The 22,572-nt window shown below is 35.3% G+C and carries 22 protein-coding genes and 1 riboswitch; of the genes, 18 read left to right on the plus strand and 4 right to left on the minus strand.

What is annotated here, in order from left to right; all coding sequences use genetic code 11:
- Positions 1-142: 142 nt before the first annotated feature.
- The 4 genes from AC1RPQ_RS01665 (at position 143) to AC1RPQ_RS01680 (ending at position 4,070) form a co-directional block, all read left to right on the plus strand.
- Positions 143-1,036 carry an RluA family pseudouridine synthase gene (locus tag AC1RPQ_RS01665; protein ID WP_481760868.1) on the plus strand — a complete coding sequence of 298 codons (894 nt, stop codon included), beginning with the start codon at positions 143-145 and terminating at the stop codon, positions 1,034-1,036.
- Between the two features lie 124 nt (positions 1,037-1,160).
- Positions 1,161-2,426: a UDP-N-acetylglucosamine 1-carboxyvinyltransferase gene (locus AC1RPQ_RS01670; protein WP_481760867.1), complete on the plus strand. Its 1,266-nt coding sequence runs from the start codon at positions 1,161-1,163 to the stop codon at positions 2,424-2,426.
- Between the two features lie 8 nt (positions 2,427-2,434).
- Complete coding sequence (gene rho, locus AC1RPQ_RS01675) at positions 2,435-3,700, plus strand: transcription termination factor Rho (RefSeq protein ID WP_409021602.1); 1,266 nt, start codon at positions 2,435-2,437, stop codon at positions 3,698-3,700.
- A 106-nt stretch (positions 3,701-3,806) separates the two neighbouring features.
- On the plus strand, positions 3,807-4,070 hold the full coding sequence (locus tag AC1RPQ_RS01680; protein WP_409021601.1) for a type B 50S ribosomal protein L31: 264 nt from the start codon (positions 3,807-3,809) through the stop codon (positions 4,068-4,070).
- Between the two features lie 85 nt (positions 4,071-4,155).
- Here AC1RPQ_RS01680 and AC1RPQ_RS01685 read toward each other — a convergent pair whose 3' ends face one another.
- A complete protein-coding gene (locus tag AC1RPQ_RS01685; protein WP_481760866.1) occupies positions 4,156-5,391 on the minus strand; it encodes a multidrug efflux MFS transporter in 1,236 nt (411 codons plus the stop codon).
- A 107-nt stretch (positions 5,392-5,498) separates the two neighbouring features.
- Here AC1RPQ_RS01685 and AC1RPQ_RS01690 point away from each other — a divergent pair, with 107 nt between their 5' ends.
- The gene (locus tag AC1RPQ_RS01690; RefSeq protein WP_481760865.1) at positions 5,499-6,209 is read left to right on the plus strand and encodes a class A sortase; all 711 of its coding nucleotides are present in this window, start codon (positions 5,499-5,501) and stop codon (positions 6,207-6,209) included.
- A 40-nt stretch (positions 6,210-6,249) separates the two neighbouring features.
- On the opposite strand, the gene AC1RPQ_RS01695 is transcribed toward AC1RPQ_RS01690, so the two are convergent.
- Positions 6,250-6,714, minus strand: coding sequence for a low molecular weight protein-tyrosine-phosphatase (locus tag AC1RPQ_RS01695; protein ID WP_481760864.1), 465 nt, complete (start codon positions 6,712-6,714; stop codon positions 6,250-6,252).
- Between the two features lie 189 nt (positions 6,715-6,903).
- Here AC1RPQ_RS01695 and AC1RPQ_RS01700 point away from each other — a divergent pair, with 189 nt between their 5' ends.
- The 11 genes from AC1RPQ_RS01700 (at position 6,904) to AC1RPQ_RS01750 (ending at position 16,453) form a co-directional block, all read left to right on the plus strand.
- On the plus strand, positions 6,904-7,461 hold the full coding sequence (locus AC1RPQ_RS01700) for a LemA family protein (RefSeq protein WP_409021597.1): 558 nt from the start codon (positions 6,904-6,906) through the stop codon (positions 7,459-7,461).
- An 18-nt stretch (positions 7,462-7,479) separates the two neighbouring features.
- Positions 7,480-8,373, plus strand: coding sequence for a zinc metalloprotease HtpX (gene htpX, locus AC1RPQ_RS01705; RefSeq protein ID WP_409021596.1), 894 nt, complete (start codon positions 7,480-7,482; stop codon positions 8,371-8,373).
- Between the two features lie 28 nt (positions 8,374-8,401).
- Positions 8,402-9,190 (plus strand): hypothetical protein, encoded by a 789-nt coding sequence (locus AC1RPQ_RS01710; protein WP_481760863.1) that lies wholly within the window; start codon positions 8,402-8,404, stop codon positions 9,188-9,190.
- A 94-nt stretch (positions 9,191-9,284) separates the two neighbouring features.
- The gene (locus tag AC1RPQ_RS01715; protein ID WP_481760862.1) at positions 9,285-10,358 is read left to right on the plus strand and encodes a D-alanine--D-alanine ligase family protein; all 1,074 of its coding nucleotides are present in this window, start codon (positions 9,285-9,287) and stop codon (positions 10,356-10,358) included.
- Positions 10,359-10,392: 34 nt separating this feature from the next.
- Positions 10,393-11,769 (plus strand): UDP-N-acetylmuramoyl-tripeptide--D-alanyl-D-alanine ligase, encoded by a 1,377-nt coding sequence (locus AC1RPQ_RS01720; protein WP_481760861.1) that lies wholly within the window; start codon positions 10,393-10,395, stop codon positions 11,767-11,769.
- A 162-nt stretch (positions 11,770-11,931) separates the two neighbouring features.
- Positions 11,932-13,542, plus strand: a complete 1,611-nt coding sequence (gene cshA, locus AC1RPQ_RS01725; RefSeq protein ID WP_481760860.1) for a degradosome RNA helicase CshA — start codon at positions 11,932-11,934, stop codon at positions 13,540-13,542.
- 161 nt (positions 13,543-13,703) lie between these two features.
- A complete protein-coding gene (acpS, locus tag AC1RPQ_RS01730; protein ID WP_481760859.1) occupies positions 13,704-14,072 on the plus strand; it encodes a holo-ACP synthase in 369 nt (122 codons plus the stop codon).
- Between the two features lie 2 nt (positions 14,073-14,074).
- On the plus strand, positions 14,075-15,196 hold the full coding sequence (alr, locus tag AC1RPQ_RS01735) for an alanine racemase (RefSeq protein ID WP_481760858.1): 1,122 nt from the start codon (positions 14,075-14,077) through the stop codon (positions 15,194-15,196).
- A 65-nt stretch (positions 15,197-15,261) separates the two neighbouring features.
- Entirely contained in the window at positions 15,262-15,495 is a 234-nt protein-coding gene (locus tag AC1RPQ_RS01740) for a hypothetical protein (RefSeq protein ID WP_481760857.1), read from the plus strand.
- A 14-nt stretch (positions 15,496-15,509) separates the two neighbouring features.
- Positions 15,510-15,881, plus strand: coding sequence for a type II toxin-antitoxin system PemK/MazF family toxin (locus AC1RPQ_RS01745; RefSeq protein WP_409021588.1), 372 nt, complete (start codon positions 15,510-15,512; stop codon positions 15,879-15,881).
- A gap of 17 nt (positions 15,882-15,898) precedes the next feature.
- Positions 15,899-15,943: riboswitch (PreQ1 riboswitch) on the plus strand.
- Between the two features lie 9 nt (positions 15,944-15,952).
- On the plus strand, positions 15,953-16,453 hold the full coding sequence (locus tag AC1RPQ_RS01750; protein ID WP_481760856.1) for a QueT transporter family protein: 501 nt from the start codon (positions 15,953-15,955) through the stop codon (positions 16,451-16,453).
- Between the two features lie 32 nt (positions 16,454-16,485).
- Here AC1RPQ_RS01750 and cbpA read toward each other — a convergent pair whose 3' ends face one another.
- Positions 16,486-17,121 (minus strand): cyclic di-AMP binding protein CbpA, encoded by a 636-nt coding sequence (gene cbpA, locus AC1RPQ_RS01755; protein ID WP_409021586.1) that lies wholly within the window; start codon positions 17,119-17,121, stop codon positions 16,486-16,488.
- A gap of 148 nt (positions 17,122-17,269) precedes the next feature.
- Positions 17,270-18,232 carry an L-lactate dehydrogenase gene (locus tag AC1RPQ_RS01760; protein WP_409021585.1) on the minus strand — a complete coding sequence of 321 codons (963 nt, stop codon included), beginning with the start codon at positions 18,230-18,232 and terminating at the stop codon, positions 17,270-17,272.
- A gap of 209 nt (positions 18,233-18,441) precedes the next feature.
- Here AC1RPQ_RS01760 and pth point away from each other — a divergent pair, with 209 nt between their 5' ends.
- Positions 18,442-19,005, plus strand: a complete 564-nt coding sequence (gene pth, locus AC1RPQ_RS01765; RefSeq protein ID WP_409021584.1) for an aminoacyl-tRNA hydrolase — start codon at positions 18,442-18,444, stop codon at positions 19,003-19,005.
- Positions 19,006-19,041: 36 nt separating this feature from the next.
- Positions 19,042-22,563 carry a transcription-repair coupling factor gene (mfd, locus tag AC1RPQ_RS01770; protein ID WP_481760855.1) on the plus strand — a complete coding sequence of 1,174 codons (3,522 nt, stop codon included), beginning with the start codon at positions 19,042-19,044 and terminating at the stop codon, positions 22,561-22,563.
- Positions 22,564-22,572: the final 9 nt, after the last annotated feature.

The following is a 22,572-nucleotide window of genomic DNA, read 5'->3' on the forward strand; positions in this document are numbered from 1 at the left end:
TGAAGCATTAAACAGTATCGAATTGGGCAAACATTTATTTATTACAAAATAAAAAAAGACGATTATAATTTAACGATTATAATCGCCTTTTTTTATAGGCTACCAAGTGTGATAAGATAGAGAATAAACGTTATGACGAGAAATGAAGGATAATGACATGCAATTTACGCTAACAAACAATGGTGAAGGCACAATTAGTTTAAAAAAATTTTTAATTGAGGTTGGCGTTAGTAAACGATTAATCGCCAGAATTAAACAAGGCGAGGGACAAGTTCGAGTTAACAAAAAGAATGAATATTGGGATTATCAACTGATTGATGGTGATGAAGTTATTTTGACGTTGCCAGAAGAACCAGATAACGATGCCATACATGCAAGTGATGAACCATTAAATATCGTCTTTGAAGATGAAAACTGGTTAGTAGTCGATAAGCCAGCTGGTATGGTAACCGTGCCAGGCCCATCTAATGAAGATACAACATTGGTTAACCGTGTTAAAGGCCATTTGATTGCAACTCATTCAAGTAGTTTCGTGCCACATGTTATTACGCGTTTAGACCGTTTTACAAGTGGACTTGTTTTATTAGCTAAGCATGGATTTGCACATAGTTTGATTGCTGCTCAATTAAGTAATGGTCAGTTAGAAAAATCATACTTAGCAATTGTTGCAGGTGACGTTAAAAGTGATCAAGGAGATATTAAAGAACCAATTGGTAAAAAGGAAGGCGAAATTCGTCGTTCTGTTATGGCTGAAGGAAAAGCCTCAGAAACAACTTATAAAGTTGTAACGAGATTTCCAGACTACACATTAGTTGATGTGAAGTTAGTTACGGGCCGAACACATCAAATTCGTGTACATTTTGATTTTATTCATCATGCTTTGGTTGGGGATGCGTTATATGATGGCCCGATGGACAAAGGTATTGATAGACAGGCATTACATGCTGCTAAATTAAGCTTTGAAGATCCATTTACGGGTAAAAAATTAGCTTTTGAATCAGAACTCCCAGCTGATATGGCTCAATTATTAAAATAGTATCAGGCAAGATTGTATATTTGGATAAAGTGGCGAATATCTATTGTATTTCGTGAACTTTTTCTTTATTATTAATATAGTTATAATCAATTTGTGAAAGCACTTTTAAGTGAGGAAATAATAAATGAAAAAGATGATTATTAGAGGCGGTAAAAAACTGTCTGGCGAAGTAATAATCGGTGGTGCTAAGAATAGTACTGTTGCATTGATTCCTGCAGCTATTCTTGCGGATACACCTGTGCATTTTGACAGTGTCCCCGATATTTTAGATGTACATAATTTAATGAAAATTTTAGATCAAATGAATGTTAAGTCTGAATTTAACGCTGGTAACTTAATGGTAGATCCTACGATGATTAAGGATGAACCTTTACCTGGTGGTGCCATTAAAAGTTTAAGAGCTTCTTATTACTTTATGGGTGCCTTATTAGGTCGGTTCGGTCGTGCAGTTGTTGGATTTCCTGGTGGTGATAATATTGGACCACGTCCGATTGATCAACACATCAAGGGATTTAAAGCTCTTGGCGCTGAAGTTATCGAAGAAGAAGACGCAGTGATTATTACGAGTGGCCCTGAAGGATTAAAGGGAGCCCGTATTTTTATGGACCTTGTTTCAGTGGGTGCAACAATTAACATTTTATTGGCTGCTGTCCGTGCAAAAGGAACCACAATCATTGAAAATGCTGCAAAAGAACCTGAAACCATTGATATTGCAACATTCTTGAATAATATGGGTGCTCATATTCGTGGTGCGGGGACTGGTGAAATCAGAATTCAAGGTGTTGATAGCTTAAAAGCTGTTAATACGCATACGATTATTCCAGATCGTATTGAAGCTGGTACTTATATCTCACTTGCTGCTGCAATGGGTGAGGGCGTTTTAATTAAGAATGTTATTACTGAACATTTAGATTCATTTTTAGCTAAACTTAGTGAAATGGGCGTTACTTTCCAAGTGAATGAAGATAGTATTTTTGTTCCTGGTGGCGATAAAATTATCCCAATTGAAGTGACAACTTCACCATATCCTGGGTTTGCAACTGACTTGCAACAACCAATTACTGCCGTTATGCTCAAGGCTACAGGTGAGAGTCGTATTATTGATACACTTTATCCTGAACGGATTAAGCACATTCCAGAAATGCAACGAATGGGTGTTAAGATTGAATCAAAAGATGGCATTATTCGAATCAATCAATCAACTGAATTAACAGGCCAAACTGTTTATGCAGATGAAATTCGTGCAGGTGCTGCATTACTTGAAGTTGCTTTAATGACTAATGGTACGACTGTCATTGAGAAAGCCGATAATATTTTACGTGGTTATGATTGCGTTGTACAAAAAATGACAAATTTATCTGCTGATGTAGAAATTATTGATGAAGATTAGGTGATTAAATGAGCGACTTCTTAACGATGGGTGAATTAAAAGACAAGACGCTTAAAGAAATTTATGGCTATGCCCAAGAATATAAAATACAATATTATAGCCAAATGAATAAAAAAGAATTGTCTTTGGCAATTCTAAGGGCTCAAGCAAAACAACAAGGATTCATTTTGATGGAAGGTGTCTTAGACATTGTTCCCAATCAGGATGGATTCGGTTTTTTGCGTCCAATTAACTACGGCCCATCACAAGAGGACATTTATATTTCTGCCTCACAAATTAAGCGATTTAATTTAAGAAATGGGGATTTAGTCGGAGGTAAAGCACGACCACCAAAGCCTAATGAACGTTATTATGGGTTAATGCACGTTGATACAGTTAATGGTAAAAATCCAGAAGAAGCAAAGGAACGTCCACATTTTCCTGCACTGACGCCCTTATATCCTAATCGACAATTAACTTTAGAAACAACTAGTCAAAATCTTTCAACGAGATTAACTGATTTATTTGCTCCTATTGGATTTGGTCAACGTGGTTTAATCGTGGCACCACCTAAAGCTGGGAAAACAACTTTACTTAAAGAGATTGCTCAAGGAATCGCAGAAAATCATCCCGATGTAAAATTAATCGTACTATTAATTGATGAACGACCTGAAGAAGTGACTGATTTAGAACGATCAATTAAAGGTGATGTTGTATCGTCAACATTCGATCAACAACCAGAGAACCATGCGCGTGTTTCTGAACTTGTTTTAGAACGTGCAATGCGATTAGTTGAAGATAAGCAAGATGTTGTTATTTTAATGGATTCAGTTACTCGCTTGGCTAGAGCGTATAATTTAACGATTCCGCCAAGCGGACGGACGTTATCAGGTGGGATTGATCCAGCAGCATTTTATCGACCTAAAAAATTCTTTGGTGCTGCACGTAATATTGAAGAAGGTGGAAGCCTGACAATATTAGGAACTGCTTTGGTTGATACGGGTAGCCGAATGGATGATGTGATTTATGAAGAGTTCAAAGGAACCGGTAATATGGAATTACAACTCTCAAGAGAGCTTGCTGAACGCCGTATCTTCCCTGCTGTCGATTTAAAAAAATCAAGTACACGTAAAGAAGAATTATTATTATCTAAGCAAACAATTGAAGAACTATGGCAGATTCGAAAGATGATGACAGGCGATTCACTAGGTGCTACGGAACGTGTTATCCAAAAAATGAAGAAAACAAAAAATAATGCTGAATTTTTAAAAGAGTTAACAAAAACAAGTAAATAAAATTTAATTGTAAAACGAGTTAATTCGTGATAAGATTGTGCATGTTGTAATATAAAGAATAACTCTAATTCAGCAGATGGATTAGGGCAAAGGAGAATACTTACTTATGAAAAAAGAAATCCATCCAGATTACCATGAAGTTGTATTTATGGATACTACTTCAGGTTACAAATTTATCTCAGGTTCAACAAAACATTCAGAAGAAACAATTGAAATGGAAGATGGCAAATCATACCCATTGATTCGTGTCGAAATTTCATCGGATTCACATCCATTCTATACTGGACGTCAAAAATTCACTCAAGCCGATGGCCGTGTGGATCGTTTCAACAAGAAATATGGTCTTACAGACGCAAACGCTGCAAAATAAGAACTATTTCGAAAAGGAAGAAGCCAATAAGCTTCTTCCTTTTTTTATACAAAAAAATAGTAACGTTCAACTAGATTGAACGTTACTATTCAGCTTTTCGTGAATACATCCCTTTTGTGACGTAGAGAACCCAGATGAGATTAATACCAACTAAAATAGCGGTAGAAATAAAGACACCTTTGTAATCGAATACGCCAGAAACGGTAGAGCCAATCATAGGACCAACGACTGATCCCATGGCTTGGAATGATTGATTGTAACTGAACACTCGACCTGTGAATTCTGCCGGTGTATTTTTTGTTAGAATTGTTTGAACTGCAGGTAACATTGCGGCATCCGTAATCCCAATTAAGAAACGTAAGCCGCCAAGTTGCCAAACATTAGTCACTAATGCCATTGGAATAAAAATGAAAATTGCGACAGTAAGTGCAATTTTTAAAATACGTTCTGTTCCAATTTTATCGCCTAGTACTCCTAAGCGAGGCGCAGCAATTAGCGTTGCTATTCCTGGAATAGAAGCCACACACCCACTGATAAAGGTAACATTTCCAACGTTATGTAAGAGTTCTCGAACGTATAAGCTTAGAATAGGACTAATGGAATAATTTGATGCTTGAATGATTAAGGTAGTGACAAACATCCCGATAATTAATTTAGGATGATGTAATTTCTTGAAGATTTCTTTTGACGTTTGCATTTCACCTTTTTCAACAGGCGTAAAATGTTCATGTACAAAGAAATAACTAAGTAAGAAAACAATTAGCAAAATCGCAGCAGTAATGAAGAAGGTAATACGATAGCCGAAGACCCCAGCTATTGCGCCACCGATTAGTGGTCCAAATAAAGTACCAGTAACACTACCGGTAACTAAAATACCGAGTGCTTTACCACTTTGCCGCTTGGGTGTCTCTGTTGCAATCAGTGCCTGTGAGTTACTAATATAACCAGAAAAGACACCTTGTAATAAACGTAACGCAATTAATTGGTAAACGTTACTGACAAGCCCCATCAGGCCTAAAACAATGGCCATTCCGAATGAAGCTCTTAAAATCATTAATTTACGACCTTTTCGATCAGCTAAACGACCCCATAGTGGGGAAACAATGGCGGTAATTAAAAATGTAGATGAATAGGTAATGCCGCTATAAAAATTTAATTCGGTTTTGGTGAAGTCACCTAACGTATCAATATAAAGTGACATAAATGGCATAATTAAACTAAATGCCACGCCAGCCATGAACGTACCAAACCATAAAACAAATAAATTTTGTTCCCAAGGTTGTCTAGAACGAAAAAATGTTGATTTTAGTGAAGTCAACAAATTAAACAGTCCCCCTAAAGATATTTTTTGATAATTATAATCATAACACTAAACAAGGATAAAAGTTATATGGTAAAATAGTTGTTAAGCGAAAGTGGGGGTTATTAATGGAAAAAAATAAAGCAGCTAAAAAAAGTCGTTGGAAAAAATGGCTAACAACTATATTATTAATACTATTGTTATTGGTGGGGCTTTCGCTAGTATTCAATGAACAAATTAAAAACTTTATTGTTGGACTAACAGACCCAACCATTAATTCAGAATTAGTCGATAAAAATAAAAATAAAAAAGCATCCTTTGATTTTAGTGAAGTTAAGAGTTTGAATACGGCAGATGTCGTGAAAGCAAAAGCAAATGAAAAAAATTTGGTTTTACTTGGAGAAATTAGTATTCCGGATGTCTCAATGAACTTGCCGATTGCTAAAGGCGTTAGCACTGATACCTTGGCACTTGCTGCTGGAACTTTAAAGGAAAACCAAAAAATGGGCGAGGGTAATTATGCACTTGCTGGACATCATATGATTCGAAAGGATTTATTGTTTAGTCCATTAGTTAGCATGAAAATTGGCCAAAAAATCTATTTAACAGATGCTAAAAAGATTTATGAGTATGAAACATCTAAAATGAAATATATCAAAGCAACAGACGTTCAAGTTATTGATGATGTACCCGGAGAAAAATTAGTCACATTAATTACTTGTGATGATACGGGTGCCGGACGTTTGATGGTCCAAGGTGAGTATGTTAAAGATTGGACATACAATGCTGCACCAAAAACAGTTCAAAAGTATTTTAAAATGATTCATAATAATAAATAATAAAAATGACCACAAATTTTAAAATTTGTGGTCATTTTTATTATTTAATTTGTGCTTTAATATAATCAATCCAGTAAGGCATTCCAAGACTAATTAAGTTATAAGTTTCGTCAAAGTCACCAGTAATCCATGGATCAGGAACAGATTCTTTTTCTTTACCGGGAACAATTGAAAGGAAGTTAACGATTTTTTCTTTTTTAGATGCAGGTGCAGCTTTTTCAAGACGCTCAACATTGATATCATCCATTGCAATAATTAAATCACTATTAATGAAATCTAAGTAACTAACCGGACGTGAGATTAAGCCATCTGTTGGAATCTGATGTTCAACAAGTTTAGTAATAGTCCCTTCATGGGCGCCATTTCCTTCTTGTGAAGAACTTGTGCCAGCAGAATCAACAGTTACTTGGTCAGAAAGGTTTAACTTAGCTAAATCGTCTCGTAACATTGCTTCAGCCATTGGTGATCGGCAAATATTTCCCATACATACAAATAATACATTCATGTTAATAATCCCCTTTACAAATTTCTTAATAATGCTATTATGCCATAATAATCACATTATTAAAACTAGTTAGATAAATTGGTGTAACCGTTAGCTTAATTGCTTTCTAAAAGGGTCTAACTTTGGTATGATAATTAAGAATAGAAACTAAAATAAGACACTTTATATTTAAAGAGGAGACTGAAAATTATGGCAATGATTATTATCGGAGTTATCGTAGTACTTTTAGTTATTATGTACATTAGCGGCTACAATGGTTTAGTAAAAGCAAAAATCCGGACTGAGGAATCATGGAGTCAAATTGACGTCCAATTAAAACGTCGTAATGATTTAATTCCTAACTTAGTTTCAACTGTTAAGGGATATGCAACTCACGAAAAAGAAACATTTGCTAAAGTAGTTGAATTACGTAATCAATTAACACAAGTACCAACGGATGCACATGAAACAACAATGGAAGTTTCTAATCAATTGAGTCAATCATTGAAAAGTATTTTTGCGTTATCTGAAAGTTACCCAGATTTAAAAGCTAACACAGAATTCACTAAGTTAATGGAAGAACTATCAAATACAGAAAATAAAATTTCTTATTCACGTCAACTATTTAACTCAACTGCTGCAAGTTTAAATGCAAAAATTCAATCATTTCCAAGTAACATTGTTGCCGGAATTCATCATTTTACAAAAGTAGAATATCTTGAAGTCCCTGAAGCTGAAAAAGCTGTACCCAACGTTTCATTTGATTAAACAGTTAGGAGATAACTAATGCTATATGATCAAATCGCGCGAAATAAGCGCAAAACAGTTTATGTTTTAATTGGTTTTGTTTTATTGATGGTTGCGATTGGTAGTGCCGTTGGCTATGTTTTTTTCAATAGTGCTGTTTCTGGACTACTTATGGCTGTTGTCATTGCAGTTGTTTATATGGGATTGATGATTTCACAATCAACTAGCGTTGTCATGAGTATGAATCATGCAACTGAAATAAAATCAGTCGATGATGCACCTGAATTATGGCATGTTGTTGAAGATATGGCGATTGTGGGCCAAGTTCCAATGCCAAAAGTGTTTATTATTGAAGATGATAGTCCTAATGCGTTTGCAACGGGAAATAATCCAGAACACGCGGCAGTTGCTGCAACAAGTGGCTTAATCAATCGATTAAATCGTGAAGAATTAGAAGGCGTTATGGCGCATGAAATTTCGCATGTACGCAACTACGATATTCGATTATCAACAATTGCATTAGCATTATCGGCAGCAATTTCATTATTAGTAAATATTGGAATGAACTCATTTTGGTGGGGCGGAGGTCGCCGTCGAAGTGATGATCGAGAAGGTGGCGGATCATTAGAAATTATTTTGATGATTTTATCATTATTATTGGTTATTTTAGGACCAATTGCAGCAACAATTGCTCAGCTTGCACTTTCTCGAAACAGAGAATATTTGGCTGATGCTTCTGCTGTTGAATTAACGCGTAATCCGCAAGGACTAATCCATGCGTTGGAAAAAATTTCTGATAGTAAACCAATGGAACGTGCCGATCCAAGTAGTGCGGCACTTTATATTTCAAATCCATTGAAGAAAAAAACAACTGGATTATTTCAAACACATCCACCGATGGAAGATAGAATTGAAAGATTAGAAGCAATGTAAACTATTTTATAAAATGGGGATGATAGTGGTGAGAGACAATTTAGTCTACGTTCATGTTGAAACGGTTTCTCATTTGATTTTATCATATGGGATTTCCAAAGAAGATTTCATAACAAGCATTCCCAGATTACCAACTAATATTTTATCGTTAAACCCAGTGGATTATGAAAATGAAATTGACATCGCAACAGGATTTAACACGGTAACCGGGGAAGAAGATACTGCACGTTATTTGAATAAAAAGACTGTTGGGTTAAAGCAAAGTTGGATTGATTTCGATAGTCAAGATGATTTAGAATTAATAACACCAAGAGAAGTAGCAGAATTCTTATATTTGGGACATGCATTTTCTCATATTCAATCACCTTTTTACTATAAATTGCAGAATGACTACGTTTTTTTAACGTTACCAAATGATGCATTAAAAATCTACTATCGTTATTTAACGCAATTTTATAATGTTTTTTCTAAATCAATTATTAGACATGCGAATCAATCGTATCGTGAAAAAAATGGTCTGTTTAGACGACGTCCTATGACGTTGAAAAAGATACCTAAAAAAATTGTTGAAGAATTAATGCCATTATTTGTTGAAGGTGTAATATTAGATTTTTCAAGGATCACAATTAATAATACGAAGTTAATATTACCTGTCTATATTATGATAGATAACGTTTCTCAGATGAAGTGGCATGAGCCAACATTGGAGACAGAAAGTGCCAAGTTAGTTGCTAATTTGGAGTATCGATTTGTAGATCAAGAATGGTTTATCGAAGTTTCTAACAAATCTGCTTTTGAAGACAGTATTATATTCTAAAAAGATAACGTATTATTATGTTATCTTTTTTTATTTTTGTTGAATTTAAAAAGAATGGTACAATAGGACGTGCAAAAAATGGAGGGCAATACGAATGCGAGTTTATTTACTCTATGGTGGTAAAAGTGCAGAACATGAGATCTCACTTTCAACTGCTTTTCAAATAACACAAGCGATATATTACCAATACTATTCGGTAATTCCAGTTTATATTACGAAAACGGGGAATTGGCTGCAAGGTCAGACGCTTAACGAACCAGTTAAATTTGTTGATAATTTAAGACTTAGAGAAACAGATGAAAAAGGACAAGCAACGAATAATCATGAAAATTCAACTGGAATAAAATTTTTGCCAAATGGATTTGACCCTGAAGATAGTGTGGTTTTTCCTGTCTTACATGGCCCAAATGGTGAAGATGGAACTGTCCAAGGACTACTTGAAACGTTGAATATCCCCTATGTTGGTAACAGTGTACTAGCATCGGCTGTCGGTAATGATAAAATAATGAGTAAATTACTCTTTAAACAAGCCGGAATTCCGGTTGTACCATTCCAAGCGATTGACTCACAGTCTTGGGAAAATAACACTGCAAGTGTGATTGCCAGATGTGAGGGCGAATTACTTTATCCAATGTATGTGAAACCATCTAATTTGGGTTCAGGAATCGGTGTTACACAGGTGAATAATAGTGTTGAATTACAATATGCAATTGATAATGCTTTTGAACTTGGTCCTCGAGTGATTGTAGAACGAGGCATTGTAGCACGTGAAATTGAAATTGGATTATTAGGTAACGAAGAAATCGCAACAAGTGTACCAGGAGAAATTTTGTCGTTTGATGACGTCTATGATCGTAAACTTGCAATGAAGGAAGATCACGAAGCCAGAATTCCAGTTGAACTCGATGAGGAATTATTGGATAAGATAGTTGGTTTTTCTAAAACAGCTTTTGCGGTTATTGATGGATCAGGGCTTGCTAGGTGTGATTTTTTAATTAGCGCTAACCAAGATATTTATTTAAATGAGATTACAACAATGCCAGGATTTTATAAAAATGCAATGTATCCAAGATTGTGGGAAGCCGTTGGGCTGAGTTACAGTGATTTAATTGAAGAATTATTACAATTAGCATTGAAAAAAAATCAGGCAAATAATAGTAAACAATAGATTTAATGGTCATATGAATGCGAGGGTTTATATAATGAAAATGCAATTAACTGAAATTGCGAGCGCAGTTAGCGCCAAGAACGAAATTACTGATGAACCAATTAATATATCGAGTGTTTCATTTGATAGTCGACAACTAACGGAAGGCAGTTTATTTGTACCTATTGTGGCAGAAAATGACGGTCATGATTATATCCAAAGTGCGATTGATAATGGTGCAACAGCGACTTTATGGGCAGTTGACCATCAAGATACAATGCCAACGAAAATCCCAGCTATCTTAGTAGATGACACATTAATGGCTTACCAAGATTTAGCAAAACATTACTTGGATAAAATTAATCCTAAAGTTGTCGCAGTTACTGGTAGTAACGGTAAAACGACAACTAAAGATATGATTACAGAAATTTTAAGTCAGCAATATAATGTTTGTAAAACGGAAGCGAATTTCAATAATCATTTAGGCGTACCGATGACTTTATTAAGTATAGAACCTAATACGGAAGTTGTTGTTGTCGAAATGGGGATGGATCATCCTGGTGAGTTAGACTTTTTAAGTCGAATTGCACAACCTGATGTCGCTGTTATTACGATGATTGGCGAAGCACATATCGAATTTTTTGGTACGCGAGATAAAATTGCGGATGCAAAAATGGAAATTGTGAATGGGCTGAAAGAAGACGGCTTGTTGGTTTATAATGCAGATGAACCGTTATTAAGAGAACGTGTTTCCAATATTGAACAGCAATCATTTGGCTTCGGTCATGGTGAAAGTGCTGACTTGAGTGTTTCAAATGTTGTCGGCAATCAAACAATGACTAGCTTTAAAGTGAGAGAAATGGCTGATTTTAATTTTACAATTCCAATGATTGGCACATATAACGTAGATAATGCGATGGCTGCTATCTCAGTTGGTCGTCATTATCGTGTGTCACCTAAAAATATTGTAAAGGCGCTTAGTGATTTTGATTTAACGAAGAATCGGACAGAGTGGCTTAGAGGTCATTTGGGCGAGTCAATTTTAAGTGATGTCTATAATTCAAATCCGACAGCTGCAAAAGCTGTTATCAAAGCATTCTCAAACAGCGATGTTGAAGGTAATCGAATGGTTGTTTTGGGTGATATGCTTGAATTAGGTGAGCAATCTAGCGATATGCATCTCAGCTTGGCTGATAGTTTTGATAATGAAAAAATTCAAAGCGTTTATCTTTACGGAGAACAAATAAAATCTTTAGCAACAGCATTAAAATCAAAGTATGATGATCAACATCTTCATTATTATGATTTAGATGAAAAAGAAGCTATGGTTGAAGATTTATTAAAAATACGTACTGAAAAAGATTCTATTTTGATTAAAGGAAGCCATGGCGTTCATTTAGAAACCGTTTTATCGGCTTTACAAAGTAATTAGAGAGTTGCTTAATATTATTTAAGGTGCTATTATAGTTTAAATAGTGACTCATGAAGGGTCAGACTTAAATTAATTTAACTTTACAAGACAGTAATTGACGACGAACTCTTAACTGTGTTGTGAAGCATGTTAGTTTGCAAACACATTAGGAGGAATTTATACTTGAAATTTACAGAATTAGGACTATCCGATGAACTACTAAAGGCCGTTCAACGCAGCGGTTTTGAAGAAGCAACACCTATCCAATCTGAAACAATTCCAATGGCTTTAGAAGGAAAAGATGTTATTGGACAAGCACAAACAGGTACTGGTAAAACTGCTGCATTTGGTTTACCAATCTTAGATACAATTGATACAACAAAAGATGAAGTTCAAGCACTTATCATCTCACCAACACGTGAACTTGCTATTCAAACGCAAGAAGAACTTTACCGTTTAGGTAAAGAAAAACATGCTAAAGTTCAAGTTGTTTATGGTGGGTCTGATATTCGTCGTCAAATCAAGAGTCTTAATCGCGCACCTCAAATTTTAGTTGGAACACCAGGACGTTTATTAGATCATATTCGTCGTCGCACCGTTAAATTAGGTAATGTTAAAACTTTGGTTTTAGATGAAGCTGATGAAATGTTAGATATGGGATTCGTTGAAGATATCGAAAGCATCTTAACAACTGTTCCTGACGAACGTCAAACATTGTTATTCTCTGCAACAATGCCAACTGCTATTCGCCGTATTGGTGAAAGATTTATGACAGATCCAACTTTGGTAACTGTTAAGGCAAAAGAATTAACAACTGACTTAGTTGATCAATTCTACGTAATCTCAAAAGATTTCGAAAAATTTGATATCATGACACGTATGTATGATGCTCAAAACCCAACACAAACAATCGTGTTTGGTCGTACAAAACGTCGTGTTGACGAATTAGCTAAAGGATTTGAAATGCGCGGATACAACGCTAAAGGAATCCATGGTGATTTATCACAACAACGTCGTATGAGTATTTTACGTGAATTTAAATCAGGTAAACTTGATATTTTAGTTGCAACTGATGTTGCTGCTCGTGGTTTAGATATTTCTGGGGTTACCCATGTCTTTAACTATGATATTCCTCAAGATCCTGAAAGTTATGTCCATCGTATTGGCCGTACAGGCCGTGCCGGACATAAAGGAACTTCATTGACATTTGTTTCACCAAATGAAATGGATTACTTACGTCAAATCGAAAAATTAACTAAGAAACGTATGGTGGCTTTAACACCACCTACAGATGATGAAGCATTTGCTGGTCAAATTGAAACAGCAATCGCTGACGTTACTGCCTTAGTTAACAAAACTGATACTAAAAAATATGCAAAACAAGCTACTGAATTAATGGCTAAGTTTGAAGTTGCTGATTTAGTTGCAGCATTACTTAGTGATGTTATTAAAAATGATTCATCACAAGTACCTGTTAAGATTACACCAGAACGCCCATTACCTAGACGTAAGGGGGGTGGCGGTGGTGGCGGAAACAACCGTCGTAGCGGCAATGGCGGTGGAAATCGTCGTGGTGGCAACGGTGGTGGTTACCAAGGCAACCGTAATGGTGGCGGAAACCGTAGTAACGGTGGAAGTTCAGATCGTCGTAACGGAAGTAGCGATCGCCGTAGCAATGGTAATGGTGGCGGAGGTTACAAAGGTAACCGCTCAAGCGATAATCGTTCAAATGACAACCGTTCAAACGGAAGTAGCGCACCAAAACGTAACTTCACAATCAGAACAAAAGATTAATTTGAATATTGAAAAGAGACCTATTAATTTAGGTCTCTTTTTTTGTTTAAAATTGCTATTCTTACAATATTGATAGGTAAAATATAAACGATTTTAGTGCAGAAAATGAATAAATTTGATAAACTTAACAAGGATATCAATGAAAAGAAATAGGTGATAATATGATTTATGGAATTGGTGTTGATATTGCCGATATTGATCGAGTAGTAAAGTTGGCAAAACAACATGAAGAATTTATAACAAAGATTCTCACAACAAATGAAATTAAACAATTTGATGAATTAAAAGGTAGTCATAAAGACGAATTTATTGCTGGAAGATTTTCCGCCAAAGAGGCATACAGTAAGGCTTTTGGAACGGGAATAGGGGATAAAGTTGGCTTTTTAGATGTTGAAATATTAAATAATGAAATTGGTAAACCGATAATTACGCAGCACCCTTTTGAGGGTAATGGCTTTATTTCAATTTCTCATACGAACAATTTAGTTATGACTGAAGTTATTTTAGAAAATCAAGAAAAGGGGATGTAAAAATGGTTGTAGGTTATCATCGTCCAACCCAAATCGTGGTAGATAGGGCAGCTATTAAGGCAAATATCACAGCTGAAAAAAAGACATTAACAGATGAGACGGTTATTTTTGCTGTTGTTAAAGCTGATGCGTATGGTCATGGATTGATTGAAGTAGCTAAAGTTGCAAAAGATGCTGGTGTAAAAGGTTTTTGTGTGGCAATAATTGATGAGGCATTAGCGTTACGAGAAGCCGGGTTTGTTGAAACTATCTTGATTCTGGGATTAACGAAAGTTGAATATGCACCGTTACTGGCAAAAAGCAAAATATCTGTAACTGTTTCAGAACTTGGCTGGTTACAAGAAGCTAATAAGTTACTGAGTGAAGAAAAATTAGCGCCTTTGGCCGTTCATTTAGCATTGGATACAGGAATGGGTCGTATTGGTTTTAGAGAAGCAGAACCGTTTTTAGAGGCAATTAATTTCCTTGGAAGTCATCAAAATACATTAAACTTTGAAGGGGTTTTTACTCACTTTGCGACAGCAGACTCTCCTAATGATTCGTATTTTAAAAAACAAATGTCAAAATTTAATGAATTGATGTCAGTAGTTTCTGATAGACCTCGTTATGTACACGTTTCTAATTCTGCAACGAGCTTATGGCACTCTGCTTGCAACGGTAATATGATTCGGATGGGCATTTCAATGTATGGTTTAAATCCATCTGGTGGTGAATTAGAACTACCTTATGCGTTAAAACCAGCATTTGGATTAACATCTGAATTAAGTTATGTGAAAGAAATCCATGCAGGTGATTCAGTTGGTTACGGTATTACATATCAAGCTCAAGAAAATGAATGGGTTGGTACAGTACCAATTGGGTATGCAGATGGTATGCCCCGAAAGATGCAAGGCTTTAAACTATTAGTCGACGGTCAATTTTGCGAAATAATTGGTCGAGTTTGCATGGATCAATTAATGATTAGATTGCCACATGAAATGCCAAATGATACAAAAGTAACTCTAATAGGCCAAGATGGCGATGAAATGATTACAGCACAGGATGTTGCAACGTACGCTGAAACAATTCATTATGAAATAATCTGTGCACTTTCAGGACGAGTACCACATGTCTACCTAAATTAGTATTTATTTGCTTAGTTTGCTATGGTAAACTATCTGTAGAGTGTAATTCTATGGGGGAAGTGCAGATGGATAAAAATGAGAAAGTAGCAATGAGTCATATAGCCGATTACTGTGCATATTATTCGATTACCAATGAAGCGTTGAAGGATAGCGAAATATTTAACTCTATTTTAAGTCATAAAAAAATGATGGATGAGTTAATTGATGGCTACTCAGAAATGGGACAATTGAATAGTGAAATCTGTAATGATTTTAAAGGATCTGAAGATGAAGTGTTATTGCACCTTCAAATTATGTAGAGAGTTGGGATAAGATGGTTGAAAGTATCATACGTGGTGATATATTCTATGCAGATTTATCGCCCGTTATTGGTTCTGAACAAGGCGGTATGAGACCTGTTCTCATTATCCAAAACAATATTGGGAATCGTTATAGTCCGACAGTCATCGTTGCCGCCATTACGGCGCGCATCCAGAAGCCTAAAATGCCAACACATGTTGGACTTTTAGCAAGTAGAGATGGTATTGAAAAAGATTCAGTTATACTAATGGAGCAAATTCGCACAATTGATAAGCAACGTCTAAAAGATCGTATCACGCATGTATCGAAAAAAAGTATGCTTGAGGTTGATGATGCGCTTAGAATGAGTGTTGGACTTGTTTCAGCAATACATAAAGAAAAATAAACAGTAAAAAGACATAAAAAAACGTGGTTCGTAACCATCCCACGCTAAAAAACTAAGGGAGTCTATTAATAATGACAAAAAATAATCGTGTAAACCAGGTAATCATTAATGGTTTAATCGCTGCACTTTATATCGTATTGGCAGTTGTTCCAGGAATGGTGAACATGGCTAGTGGTGCTATTCAATTTCGACTATCAGAAGGATTGAATCACTTAGTACTTTTCAATAAGAAATATATCTGGGGTGTTTCATTAGGGGTTATCTTATTTAATCTCTTTTACAGCAGTCCGTTAGATGTTCTTTTTGGGGGCGTACAAACAATCATGGGTCTTTTAATTGTGATTTTTGTTAGTCCTAAGTTTAAGAAAATGTGGCAAAAAATGCTTTTAAATATTATGGTTTTCTCATTTACCATGTTTTTAATCGCTATTATGTTGAACATTACAGCGAGCTTACCGTTCTGGCCTACTTACGGTACAACAGCATTATCTGAATTTGTAATAATGACAATTACAGCACCAATAATGCTCGTTTTAGATCGTGCTATTCACTTTGATAAAAGAATGCATTAAAAAAACAGACCCGAAAGGGTCTGTTTTTTTGTCTAACTACGTAAATCTTCAATTTCAGAAACAATAAATTCTTTACGTCCTAAGTTATCAACAATTTTATCAACTTTTTCTTGGTTTACACCAGCTGGTAATGTGAATAATGTTCGGCGTAATAATTCGCCTTCTTTAACATCTAAAGTCATACAACTAGCAATTGATGAATATTTTGTAATGATTTTAGCCATATCAACTAAATCACCACGTTCGCCAGCTGAAATAACAGTTAAGACATAACTACCAACATCAAAATTCCATGATTGAGACAACATATCTAGAAGACGTGTATGTGTTAAAATACCCTCAAAATAGTTGTTTTCATTTAAAACAGCAATATAAGGTAAGTCTTTAATTGAAAAGAAAACGTTGAAGAAAGCTGAATCAGATGAAATAAACTTAGTCGCATTTTTAAGAAGATAAGTAACAGGAAGTGACATATCGCCACCCTGTGATTTATGACGATAAATATGCATTTTATAAATATTACCACGGAAAATTTGACCCGTTTCATCTAAGATTGGCACACAACGGAATCCAGAATTTTCTAGGACCGTAAGTGCTTCTTCAAGTGTGACACTTTCACGGACGGTTGTTAGTTCTTTTAATGGTTTAACTAAAGTATTTAATAACATATAGGCGCCTCCAAATATTAAATTTTTCTCATTTACATTTTTATAATACCATAAAAAAAGCTTTTTAACAGTAATTTGACTATTAAAATTGTATTAAAAAAGGAACGGAAGAATGTCTTCCGTTCCTTTTTTGGAAAATAATTAAAAATTATTCACCTAATGCTTTAAGACCATCATTTAATACTTGTTTCAAAGTAGCAGCTGAATCAGTCATACGTTTAGATTCAACATCACTTAAAGGTACTTCGATGATTTGTGCAAGACCTTGGCCATTAACAACACCTGGTGTACCGATATAAATATCGTTCAAACCATATTGTCCGTCCATGTATGCACTAACAGGTAATACGGCATTTTCGTCACGCAAAATTGCTTTTGAAAGACGAGCTAATGCTGTACCAATACCGTAGAATGTTGCGCCTTTTTTGTTGATAATTTCGTAAGCTTTGTTACGAACGTCATCTTCAATTTTAGCAAGTTGGTCATCAGAAATGTTGTTAGCTTTTGCCCAATCTAAGAATGGAAGACCACCAACAGTTGCAGCTGAGTAAGCAGCAAATTCTGTATCGCCATGTTCGCCCATCATGTAAGCATGGATTGAACGAGGATCTGTAATGTCAGTTAATTTGCTTAAAGCAACACGTAAACGTGAAGTATCAAGTGAAGTACCTGAACCAATAACACGATCTTTAGGGAAACCAGAGAATTTCATTGTTGCGTAAGTTAAAATATCAACTGGGTTAGCAGCAACTAAGAAAATACCTTTAAATCCAGATTCAACGATTGGAGATACGATACTTTTCAAGATGTTTAAGTTTTTGTTTACAAGGTCAAGGCGTGTTTCACCTGGTTTTTGTGGAGCACCAGCAGTGATAACGACAAGATCTGCATCTTCACAGTCAGAGTATTCTGCTGAGTAGATACGTTTAGGAAATGCGAATGGTGTTGCATCTTCTAAATCTAAAGCATCTCCGACAGTGCGATCTTTCGCAACATCGATGATACCGAATTCTTCGCCGACACCTTGGAGTGTCATTGCGAATGCGTAACTAGAACCTACGGCGCCATCGCCGACTAAGATAACTTTTTGATGATTTTCTGTTTTTGTCAAAATAATTCATCCTTTCAGAGCTATAATTATTACTGAATAATTATAACATGTTTGTTTGTGAAAAAACATACTAGATGAGAGAGTTCTTTCACAAAATTTTCATAAATCGAGTATGGTATAATAGTTGAAAGAAAAGAATAGGGTCGAAATGCTGGGTAAGTTGAATAAACTTGCCCAGATGTTTGCGTTTATTTAAAGGAGAAATTAAAATGAAAATGATAGTCGGTTTAGGAAATATTGGGCAAAAGTATGATGGAACAAGACACAATGTCGGATTCGCTACAGTAGATGTATTTGCAAAACAACATAATGCCGATTTTGGATCTAGCAAGTATGAAGCGCAAGTGGCATCGTTTAATTTAAATGGTGAAAAAATTGTCTTAGTTAAACCATCTACTTATATGAATGATTCAGGTCGAGCTGTTAGACCGTTGATGGATTTCTATAAAATTGATGTTTCAGACATCCTTATTGTGAACGATGATCTTGATTTAGAAGTTGGTCGGATTCGATTACGTCAAAAAGGATCAGCAGGCGGACATAATGGTTTGAAAAGCATTATCGCACATACAGGAACACAGGAATTTAAACGTATTAAAATTGGTATTGACCATCCAGACAAAGTTTCTGTCGTAGATTGGGTATTAACGAAATTTTCTAAAAACCAAGAAAAAGACTTAGGTGATGCAATCAATACAGCAACTTTAGCAATTGAGGATTGGTTGGAAACAGATGATTTTATGAATACGATGAACAAGTATAACCATAAATAAGAAAAAGCTGTTTAGAAAAGGGTAAAGGGTAGAATAATGAATTTAGAAGCAATGATGCAGACTGTTCCTGGTGTAGATAACTGGCTAACAAATATTGAACCTAATACAAGACAATTGTTAACTGGACTAACGGGTTCAGCTAAAACATTGATGTTAGCTACTATTTTTAAAGATAAAAAAAAATCTATGTTGGTTGTGACAGATAATTTATTTCATGCAACACAATTAAATGAAGATTTAACTAACTTTATTAATGAAGAAGATGTGCTTACATTCCCAGTTGAAGAATTATTAGCTGCAGAACTGGCAACAAGTTCACCAGAATCTAAAAGTGAACGTGTCCAAACGCTTCAGGCTCTATTAGAAGGAACACCAAAGATTGTTGTAACATCAATCTCGGGGTTACGACGTTTTCTAGCACCTGTTTCAACGTGGAAACAAGCAACATTAAACTTAGCTGTTGGAAAAGATATTGATTTGAAAGCCACGGAAACTCAACTCTTTACGATGGGCTATCAACGTCAAAAGTTGGTTGAACGTCCTGGGGATTTTGCTGTACGTGGTTCTATCTTGGATATTTACCCATTGACCGTAGAAAACCCAATTAGACTAGATTTATTTGATACGGAAATAGATTCATTACGTTATTTTGATGTGACTAATCAACGAAGCTTAGAGAATGTGGACCAGATTCAAATTATACCCGCGACAGATTTTATTGCGACTGACGCTATGCTATTGGAAGCTAGTCAAACATTAAAAAAAGCGTATGGTGTTGAATATAAGCGATTAGATAATGATGATCAAGAGCGATTAGAATCAAATATTATGCCGCTTATGAGTGATTTTGAAAAAGGACGCTTAGCTCCGGAACATTTATTATTTAGCGATATTATTTATCAAGGTAAAACAAGTCTGTTAGATTACTTGGGTAGCAATGGTTTAATTGTAATGGACGATTATCCGAGATTATTAGAAGCTGAAAAGACGCTTAAACTAGATGAAGATAACTGGATGGCAGATAAGTTAAAAACACATCAAGTTTTGTCTACAAGTGTTTTTGGATTTGAATTACGAGATTTATTGAAAAATGAATCGCATGCTGAATTATTTCTGGCTCATTTTCAAAAAGGAATGGGTCACCTCAAATTTAATCAATTGATTGATGTACCAGGACATGCCATGCAACAATTTTTTAGCCAAATGCCATTACTTAAAACAGAAATGGATCGTTGGTTAAAAAAGAAACAGACTATTATTGTTATGGTTCAAGATAAAGAGCGACTTGATAAAGTCTCACAAACCTTGGATGATTTTGAGATTCCTTCTATCATGACGACTTTGGATAGCCTACAGTTAGGAAAAGTTCAGGTAGTAGAAGGTAACTTACAAGCTGGATTTGAATTGCCAATGGCAAACTTAGTTGTTGTGACAGAACATGAAATGTTTAACAAAGTCACTAAAAAACGTCCAAAACGCCAAACATTAGCGAATGCAGAACGCCTTAAAAGTTATCAAGATTTGAAACCAGGAGACTATGTGGTCCATGTTAATCATGGTATTGGACAGTTTATTGGAATGGAAACATTAGAAGTCGATGGTAAACATCAAGATTATATGACAATTTCTTATCGGGATGAAGCTAAATTATTTATTCCAGTAACCCAATTAAACATGGTTCAAAAGTATGTTTCTTCTGAATCTAAGTCACCTAGAATTAACAAATTGGGTGGTACTGAATGGACCAAAACGAAAAATAAAGTTGCTGCTAAAATTGAAGATATTGCTGATGATTTAGTTGCATTGTATGCTGAACGTGAAGCAGAAGTTGGATTTCAATTTTCAAAGGACAACGATTATCAGATGGAATTTGAAAATGCATTTCCATACTCTGAAACTGAAGATCAAATTAGAAGTTCAAATGAAATTAAGCACGATATGGAACAAAAGAAACCAATGGATCGTTTATTGATTGGTGATGTAGGTTTTGGGAAAACAGAAGTCGCGTTACGTGCCGCTTTTAAAGCCATTCAAGATAATAAACAGGTTGCTTTATTAGTGCCTACAACGGTGTTAGCGCAACAACATTACGAAACAATGATTAATCGATTCGAAGGATTTCCAGTTGAAATTGGGATTTTATCTCGTTTTAGAACAAAGAAACAACTTAAAGAAACAACTGATAAAATGGCTAGTGGTGCATTAGATATTGTCGTTGGGACACATCGAATTTTATCGAAAGATATTCAATTTGCTGATTTAGGATTGTTAATTGTTGATGAAGAGCAACGGTTTGGTGTGAAACATAAAGAACGACTCAAAGAGTTTAAGTCACAAGTGGACGTCTTAACGTTAACGGCAACGCCAATCCCAAGGACACTTAATATGTCGATGCTTGGGGTTCGCGATTTATCAGTAATTGAAACGGCACCATTGAACCGTTACCCAATTCAAACTTATGTAATGGAACAAAATGGTGGAACTATTCGAGATGGAATACAACGTGAACTTCAACGTGGTGGACAAGTTTTTTATTTGCATAATCGAGTTGAAGATATTGAAAAAGTAGTTTCAGAAATTGAGATTATGGTTCCTGAAGCTAGTGTCGCGTATATCCATGGTCAAATGACTGAAAATCAATTAGAAAATGTCTTGTATGATTTCATTCAAGGTGTCTATGATGTGTTGGTAACAACGACAATTATTGAAACGGGCGTAGATATTTCTAATGCTAATACATTATTTGTCGAAAATGCTGACCACATGGGATTGGCGCAACTTTACCAGTTACGTGGTCGTGTTGGTCGTAGTAGTCGAATTGCGTATGCCTACTTTATGTATAAACCTAATAAGGTTTTGACTGAAGTGAGCGAAAAACGCTTAGAAGCAATCAAAGACTTCACCGAATTGGGTTCTGGATTTAAAATTGCTATGCGAGATTTATCTATTCGTGGAGCAGGAAATCTATTGGGCCGACAACAACATGGTTTCATTGATTCTGTTGGATATGATTTATATACACAGATGTTGACAGAAGCTGTGAATAAAAAACAAGGTAAAAAAGCTGAGCCTAAATCAGATTCTGAAATTGACATTAATATTGAAGCTTATTTACCATCATCTTACATTGATGATCAGCGTCAAAAAATTGAAATTTATAAACGTATTCGACAGCTTGATAATTATGATCAATATTTGGAAGTACAAGGTGATTTAATTGATCGTTTCGGCGAATTTCCAACTGAAGTGAATAACTTAATGGAAATTGGCTTACTTAAATTATTTGCCGATAAGGCATTAGTTGATAAAATTAAAAAAGATAAAGACCAGTTAATTGTTTCTGTTTCAGAAAAAGGAACGACATTGCTGGGTACGGAAGCAATTTTCATGGCATTATCAGCAACAAAATTAAAAGCGTCATTAAAAACTCAGGGCAAACAAATGCGTGTGATTTTAGTGATTCAACCTAAGATGACTGAGACTGACTGGTTGATTGAATTACAAAACTTTATTCAAGCGTTAAGCGAATCCGTTGGGTCAGTGACTGCAGCTAACTAATAAAAAAGG

Source organism: Dellaglioa sp. CoH-57-MRSF-21 (assembly GCF_056781915.1).

Excerpts from the sequence above, each read along its gene's own strand:
- mfd (WP_481760855.1), top strand. The coding sequence starts at position 19,042 with ATGAATTTAGAAGCAATGATGCAGACTGTTCCTGGTGTAGATAACTGG.
- AC1RPQ_RS01690 (WP_481760865.1), top strand. The coding sequence starts at position 5,499 with ATGGAAAAAAATAAAGCAGCTAAAAAAAGTCGTTGGAAAAAATGGCTA.
- AC1RPQ_RS01745 (WP_409021588.1), top strand. The coding sequence starts at position 15,510 with ATGGTTGAAAGTATCATACGTGGTGATATATTCTATGCAGATTTATCG.
- htpX (WP_409021596.1), top strand. The coding sequence starts at position 7,480 with ATGCTATATGATCAAATCGCGCGAAATAAGCGCAAAACAGTTTATGTT.
- AC1RPQ_RS01740 (WP_481760857.1), top strand. The coding sequence starts at position 15,262 with ATGGATAAAAATGAGAAAGTAGCAATGAGTCATATAGCCGATTACTGT.
- acpS (WP_481760859.1), top strand. The coding sequence starts at position 13,704 with ATGATTTATGGAATTGGTGTTGATATTGCCGATATTGATCGAGTAGTA.
- AC1RPQ_RS01715 (WP_481760862.1), top strand. The coding sequence starts at position 9,285 with ATGCGAGTTTATTTACTCTATGGTGGTAAAAGTGCAGAACATGAGATC.
- AC1RPQ_RS01720 (WP_481760861.1), top strand. The coding sequence starts at position 10,393 with ATGAAAATGCAATTAACTGAAATTGCGAGCGCAGTTAGCGCCAAGAAC.
- rho (WP_409021602.1), top strand. The coding sequence starts at position 2,435 with ATGAGCGACTTCTTAACGATGGGTGAATTAAAAGACAAGACGCTTAAA.
- AC1RPQ_RS01750 (WP_481760856.1), top strand. The coding sequence starts at position 15,953 with ATGACAAAAAATAATCGTGTAAACCAGGTAATCATTAATGGTTTAATC.
- pth (WP_409021584.1), top strand. The coding sequence starts at position 18,442 with ATGAAAATGATAGTCGGTTTAGGAAATATTGGGCAAAAGTATGATGGA.
- cbpA (WP_409021586.1), bottom strand. The coding sequence starts at position 17,121 with ATGTTATTAAATACTTTAGTTAAACCATTAAAAGAACTAACAACCGTC.
- AC1RPQ_RS01680 (WP_409021601.1), top strand. The coding sequence starts at position 3,807 with ATGAAAAAAGAAATCCATCCAGATTACCATGAAGTTGTATTTATGGAT.
- AC1RPQ_RS01670 (WP_481760867.1), top strand. The coding sequence starts at position 1,161 with ATGAAAAAGATGATTATTAGAGGCGGTAAAAAACTGTCTGGCGAAGTA.
- AC1RPQ_RS01695 (WP_481760864.1), bottom strand. The coding sequence starts at position 6,714 with ATGAATGTATTATTTGTATGTATGGGAAATATTTGCCGATCACCAATG.
- AC1RPQ_RS01700 (WP_409021597.1), top strand. The coding sequence starts at position 6,904 with ATGGCAATGATTATTATCGGAGTTATCGTAGTACTTTTAGTTATTATG.
- alr (WP_481760858.1), top strand. The coding sequence starts at position 14,075 with ATGGTTGTAGGTTATCATCGTCCAACCCAAATCGTGGTAGATAGGGCA.
- AC1RPQ_RS01665 (WP_481760868.1), top strand. The coding sequence starts at position 143 with ATGAAGGATAATGACATGCAATTTACGCTAACAAACAATGGTGAAGGC.